We start from the raw sequence: 5208 nt of genomic DNA, 5'->3' as shown, positions 1-5208 counted from the left end.
GAGCCGACGCTGCGCGATGATCCCGAGCACCGAGACGAAGGTCGGCGCTGCAATCAGGGTGTCGTGACCCATCTCCGCAGCCGCTGCCTCGTCCCAGTGGACGGGATGTGCGTCCTGCACGGCGCGAGCGTGCTTGCGGATCTCTTCGCGGCCGACCTCGTAGTAGTCGTCGACCGTGTAGTTGAAGCCGACCATCGACGTGGTGTGCGCCGCGATCTCTTCCGGAGTCAGTTTCACACCGTTCTTCAACGCATCGATCCGGTCTTGGATCTCGCTATCGGTGATCTGTGACATCGGTTGGACTCCTCACGCTGCACTGGGCCGTATGTCCGACGGACGGAGGGCTGACCGCTGATCGTCGAGACACATACTCGCTGGCAACTGTACTGAATTACTTCATCTGAACGACAACTGCGGACTGCCTCGTGTGAGGCAGCCCGCAGTTGCACAAACGTGTGGGTGCGCATCTCGCGACGACGCACAATGCCGAACTACGCAAACCGGATTCGAAGGTGCGTTCTCGGCGGAGACCTACCCCGATACGACCGTTATTCGACGACGCTCCGGGGCCATCGGCCTCGGGGAAGAATCAGCGCGACTCCGTCGGCGAAGCCGACTCAGCGCGACTCCGTCGGCGAAGCCGACTCAGCGCGACTCTTTGTGCGCCTGGTGCTTGCCGCAGTTCGGGCAGAACTTCTTGATCTCGAGACGATCGGGATCGTTACGACGGTTCTTCTTGGTGATGTAGTTGCGGTGCTTGCACACCTCGCAGGCCAAGGTGATCTTTGGCCGGACGTCAGTTGAGGAAGCCACTGGGTTCGCCTTCTTTCGGGTGGGTCTGGGTCGTCGGAGCACTAGGCGCCGCCTCGCCCGACCCGGGCCGCGCGACAAGCCTTACGTGTAGCGGTGGAGGGACTCGATCCCTCGACCTCACGATTATGAGTCGTGCGCTCTAACCAGCTGAGCTACACCGCCATGGTGACATGAACGCCGTCAGCGTGGACGCAGTCCTCGCGGTGGCGTTGCGGCGTCGGGCGTTCAAGTCCTACCGAGCCCCCTGACGGAATCGAACCGTCGACCTTTTCCTTACCATGGAAACGCTCTGCCGACTGAGCTAAGGGGGCGTTTCCGGCTGCCCTTTCGGGCGTCCGGAGAGCCTTAACGAGGTTACACACCGATGCGGCGGCTCACCAAATCGCTGCTCTACCAGCTCTCCGATGGACCGCCGACTGCACGTTCACCTCGCTGTGGCAGGTATAGGATTCGAACCTATGTAGCTTGCGCGACGGATTTACAGTCCGCTCCCTTTGGCCGCTCGGGCAACCTGCCGTGCCGTTCTGAGCAAGCCCCGCGAGGCCGCACGAACAACGCCGAGAAGAATACAACGAATCCCGGCCATTGACGCAAACCCGCAGGTCAGCCCGACGCCGCGCCGGGCCGACGAGCCGGCCCGGTGGTTGAGCCAGCCCGGTGGTTGAGCCAGCCTCCCCGCCGGTGGTCGACCCAGCCTCCCCACCGATCGTCGACCCCGCCTCCCCACCGGTGGTTGAGCCGGCCCCTCCCCACCGGTGGTTGAGCCGGCCGCGAGCGAAGCGAGCAGCCGTGTCGAAACCACCCCACACAAACCTCCGCCAACACCCCGCCCCGACCGCGAGCGGCGTCGGGCTACGCTGTGATCCATGGCTGATTCATCGTTTGACGTGGTGAGCAAGATCGACCGCCAGGAGGTCGACAACGCCCTCAACCAGGCCGCGAAGGAACTCTCGCAGCGCTACGACTTCCGCGGCACCAACACCGGCATCGACTGGTCCGGCGAGGAGACGATCGTGATCACCTCCGACGCCGAGGAGCGCGCTCAGGCCGGGCTCGAGGTGTTCAAGGAGAAGCTGATCCGCCGCGACATCTCGCTCAAGGCGTTCGACGCCGGCGAGGTGCAGGCGTCGGGCAAGACGTACAAGATCTCCGGGAATCTCGTGCAGGGCATCGACTCCGAGCACGCCAAGAAGATCTCCAAGAAGATCCGCGACGAGGGCCCCAAGGGCGTCAAGGCGCAGATCCAGGGCGACGAACTGCGCGTGTCGAGCAAGAAGCGCGACGACCTCCAGGCCGTGATCGCGCTCCTCAAGGGCGAGGACTTCGGCATCGCCCTACAGTTCGTCAACTACCGATAGCGCCCGACCCGATCACCCCAGCGCAGAAAGTGACAGCTCTGGGGACCTCGACCTGTACCGGTACACCCGCAGGCCCCGATGGGCGTGACTTTCTGCGCGAACTCCAGCCTCGAAGCCGACCACCTGACCTCGCTACACTCCCCGCCGCGCCATCTCCTGCAGCCGTCGGATGCGCTCCTCGGTCGGCGGGTGCGTCGAGAACATCTTGGCCATGCGGTCCGTCGCGCGGAACGGACTCTCGATCATCGCGTGGCTCTGCGCGGCGATGTCGGGCTGCGGGGGTAGCGGCGCCACCTGGATGCCGCCGGAGATCTTGGCGAGCGCCGACGCCAGCGCCAACGGGTCATTCGTGAGTTCAGCACCCGACTTGTCGGCCTGAAACTCCCGCGACCTCGACACCGCAAGCTTGATCAACGTCGCGGCAAACGGTCCGAGCAGAGAGATGAGGATCAGCGCAATCGGGTTCGGTCCGTTGTTGCGGTTGCCCGACATTCCGAAGAACATCGCGAAGTTCGCCAGACCGCTGATGATCGCCGCCATCGCGCCCGCGACCGAACTGATCAGGATGTCGCGGTTGTAGACATGCGAGAGCTCGTGACCGAGCACCGCGCGTAGTTCCCGTTCGTCGAGGAGTCGCAGGATCCCCGCCGTGCAGCACACCGCCGCGTTCTTCGGATTACGTCCCGTCGCAAACGCATTGGGCGACTCCGTCGGACTGATGTACAACGCAGGCATCGGCTGCCGCGCCTGCGTCGCAAGCTCGCGCACCACGCGGTACATCACCGGCGCCTCGACCTCCGTCACCGGCTGCGCATGCATCGCCTTCAGCGACATCTTGGCGCTGTTGAAGTACACGTAGCCGTTGACGGCGATCGCAAGGATCACCGACCCCCACAGAATCGTCGGACTCCGGAAACAAGCACCGATCGCGACGATCAACGCCGACATCGTGCCGAGCAGAAGTGCCGTCTTCACACCGTTTCGCATCAGATCCTCGTTCGAACTCGCCTCCGACGCGATGCCGGAGCTCTCAGTTTCTCAAACGATCCAGGGTCCGGTTGGGTTTCCGTGCGGCGTCGGCGAGTTACCCCGTGCGCGCGATCGTGTAGTCGACCAGTGATGTGAAGGCAGAATGAGCGGGCCCCTCGGGAAGCGCACCGAGCACCTGCCCCGCCTCGTCTGCGTATCCGCGCAGCGTCGCGTTCGCCTGGGCCATGCCACGCGACTCGACGAGCAGTCCGAGCGCCTCGGCAACCTCGGCGTCGTCGGTCAGCGGCTTGGCCGCACCGCCGTCGTCGACGAGCAGTTCTCGCAACCTGTTCGACGCAGCGTCGTCGTCGGCAAGTGCGTAGAGCACCGGCAGCGTGTGCACGCCCTCACGCAGGTCGGTTCCGGGGGTTTTGCCCGAATCGCCTGTGGCAGAACTGATGTCGATGATGTCGTCGGAGAGTTGGAATGCGGTGCCGACGATGTCGCCGAGCCGGGAGAGCCGCTCGACGTCGTCCAACGTTGCACCCGAGGTCATCGCGCCGAACCGACCGGCAGCCGCGATGAGCGAACCGGTCTTCTCCCACACCACCTTCAGGTAGTGATCGATCGGGTCGACGTCGCGGGCACCGATGGTCTCGCGCATCTGACCCGTCACCAGCTCGGCGAAGGTCTCGGCGATGATGCGCACCGGGTCGGGTCCCAGCGTCGACACCAGGCGCGACGCGCGGGCGAACAGGTAGTCGCCGGAGAGGATCGCGATGCTGTTGGACCACCGCGCGTTGGCGCTCTGCGCGCCGCGTCGCATCGGGGCCTCGTCCATCACGTCGTCGTGGTAGAGCGTCGCGAGGTGGATCATCTCGACGACCGTTGCGGCCGTGATCACCTCGCTTGCATCCGGACGCGGCCCGAACTGGGCGGCCAGGATCGCGAACATGGGACGAAAACGCTTGCCACCAGCCTTGGCCAGGTGGCTCGCGGCTTCGGTCATGACGTCGTCACCAGATGCCAGCTCAGACAGCAACAACTCTTCTACCTGGGCCAACGAGGTCCGCACGGTACCGGCGAACTCTTCGGAACCCAGATCCAGACCCGCGAAAGTCGACTTCACTCCGCCGAGCCTAGTCGGTGGGCGCGTGCGGCGAGCGTGCCGGGAGGCCACATACTGGTCGAGTGACGAGCCAGATCCCCGAGAGCGCCGACGTCCTCGTCGTCGGAGCGGGACCGGGCGGGTCTGCCGCCGCCGCCCACGCCGCCGCTGCCGGTCATGACGTCGTACTCCTCGACGCCGCCACCTTCCCCCGCGACAAGACATGTGGCGACGGCCTGACGCCGCGCGCGACCGCCGAACTCGTCTCGCTCGGATTCGCCGACCGCCTCGCCGCCAGTCCCCGCATCGACGGTCTCGAACTGCACGGCTGGGGCGCCACCCAGCGCGTGCCGTGGCCAGCGGGCCGCTTTCCGGCGTACGGCAGCGCCATCACCCGAATGGAACTCGACGACGAACTGCGCGCCCTCGCCGTCGCCCGCGGCGCCCGAATGTTCCAGGGCGCCAAGGCCGTCGACGTCGAGATGGCCGGCGAGCGCATCTCGACGGTCACCGTCGACGACGCCGACGGACCGCACACCATCCGCGTGCGCGAGGTCATCGTCGCCGACGGTGTGCGCTCGACTCTCGGCAAGAAACTCGGCCGAGAGTGGCACCGCGACACCGCATTTGGCGTCGCAGCACGCGCCTACGTCCCGTCGACACGCGCCGACGACAACTGGATGGGCTCGCACCTAGAGCTGCGCGCCCCCGACGGCGAGCTGCTGCCGGGCTACGGGTGGCTCTTCCCCCTCGGGGGCGCCGCGGGCGATACGGATCAAAACAGCACCGTGAGCGGCCTGCTGAACGTCGGCGTCGGCGCACTCGCGACGTCGAAACGCCCGGCGCACATGGCTTTACGACCCATCCTCGACCACTATGCGCGGATGGTCGGCGACGAGTGGCAGATCACCGGGAAGCCCGCTCGGCTCACGTCGGCGCTGCTGCCGATGGGCGGCGCGG

At 65.9% G+C, this 5208-nt stretch carries 6 protein-coding genes and 3 tRNA genes; 2 read left to right on the top strand and 7 right to left on the bottom strand.

Going from position 1 to position 5208, the window contains the following annotated elements:
- From A5777_RS05150 to A5777_RS05130, 5 genes are all read right to left on the bottom strand, one after another.
- On the bottom strand, positions 1–294 hold a 294-nt coding region (locus tag A5777_RS05150; RefSeq protein ID WP_197502294.1), incomplete at its 3' end, for an FAS1-like dehydratase domain-containing protein.
- Positions 295–645: 351 nt separating this feature from the next.
- Positions 646–813, bottom strand: a complete 168-nt coding sequence (rpmG, locus tag A5777_RS05145) for a 50S ribosomal protein L33 (RefSeq protein WP_003929651.1) — start codon at positions 811–813, stop codon at positions 646–648.
- 88 nt (positions 814–901) lie between these two features.
- A tRNA-Met gene (locus A5777_RS05140) sits at positions 902–975 on the bottom strand.
- Positions 976–1051: 76 nt separating this feature from the next.
- Positions 1052–1124: transfer RNA gene (locus A5777_RS05135), tRNA-Thr, on the bottom strand.
- Positions 1125–1248: 124 nt separating this feature from the next.
- Positions 1249–1329, bottom strand: a tRNA-Tyr gene (locus tag A5777_RS05130).
- Between the two features lie 350 nt (positions 1330–1679).
- Between A5777_RS05130 and A5777_RS05125 the strand changes: the two genes are divergently transcribed.
- Positions 1680–2171, top strand: coding sequence for a YajQ family cyclic di-GMP-binding protein (locus A5777_RS05125; RefSeq protein WP_005169630.1), 492 nt, complete (start codon positions 1680–1682; stop codon positions 2169–2171).
- Positions 2172–2303: 132 nt separating this feature from the next.
- Here A5777_RS05125 and htpX read toward each other — a convergent pair whose 3' ends face one another.
- Together htpX and A5777_RS05115 are read right to left on the bottom strand one after the other, a co-directional pair.
- Positions 2304–3158, bottom strand: coding sequence for a zinc metalloprotease HtpX (gene htpX / locus A5777_RS05120; protein WP_005209130.1), 855 nt, complete (start codon positions 3156–3158; stop codon positions 2304–2306).
- Between the two features lie 97 nt (positions 3159–3255).
- Positions 3256–4269: a polyprenyl synthetase family protein gene (locus A5777_RS05115; protein ID WP_064861861.1), complete on the bottom strand. Its 1014-nt coding sequence runs from the start codon at positions 4267–4269 to the stop codon at positions 3256–3258.
- Between the two features lie 62 nt (positions 4270–4331).
- Here A5777_RS05115 and A5777_RS05110 point away from each other — a divergent pair.
- Positions 4332–5208 (top strand): FAD-dependent monooxygenase (locus A5777_RS05110; protein WP_064861860.1); only part of this gene is annotated, 877 nt, incomplete at its 3' end.

It is taken from the genome of Gordonia sp. 852002-10350_SCH5691597 (genome assembly GCF_001665715.1).
Taxonomy (GTDB): domain Bacteria; phylum Actinomycetota; class Actinomycetes; order Mycobacteriales; family Mycobacteriaceae; genus Gordonia; species Gordonia sputi.
The sequence above is the reverse complement of the archived record's forward strand: the minus strand, read 5'-3'. Positions and strand labels throughout refer to the sequence as shown.